The organism is Acetomicrobium sp. S15 = DSM 107314 (assembly GCF_016125955.1).
In the GTDB taxonomy this organism is placed as follows: Bacteria; Synergistota; Synergistia; order Synergistales; family Thermosynergistaceae; genus Thermosynergistes; species Thermosynergistes pyruvativorans.
This window is the reverse complement of record NZ_JADEVE010000329.1, coordinates 1-371: the sequence shown is the minus strand read 5'-3', so window position 1 is coordinate 371 and position 371 is coordinate 1. Positions and strand designations below refer to the sequence as shown.

Annotated in this window: 1 protein-coding gene and 1 pseudogene; both read right to left on the bottom strand. The window is 53.6% G+C overall.

Annotated elements, in window-relative coordinates:
- Positions 1-148, bottom strand: a pseudogene (locus EZM41_RS09490) (EF-Tu C-terminal domain-related protein); the annotation flags it as partial.
- Positions 149-191: 43 nt separating this feature from the next.
- On the bottom strand, positions 192-371 hold a 180-nt coding region (locus EZM41_RS13910), incomplete at its 5' end, for a hypothetical protein (RefSeq protein ID WP_232619276.1).

Here is a 371-nt window from a genome sequence, read left to right as displayed (position 1 = left end):
CCATCTCTACGCCATCGGGCAGCTTTATGTCGCCGGTGACGTCGGTGGTCCTGAAGTAGAACTGGGGCTTGTACCCTGTGAAGAACGGTGTGTGTCGGCCGCCTTCTTCTTTCTTCAAGACGTACACCTCGGCGTAGAAGTGTTTATGCGAGAGATTGCCCAAATGATAAGGCAGAAGCGATCGCCCCTCTTTATCCAAGAGGAGATGCGAGGATTGTATAGCTCCATTTGGAAGAACATGGGGCGCAACGACCCTTGCCCGTGAGAGCAAACACCTTCGTGCCCTTAGACTTCGCCGTGCCCAACGCTGCATACCAATCGCTGCCATTTAATATAATGGGCGGCACATTGGCCCAGGTCTCCACGTTGTT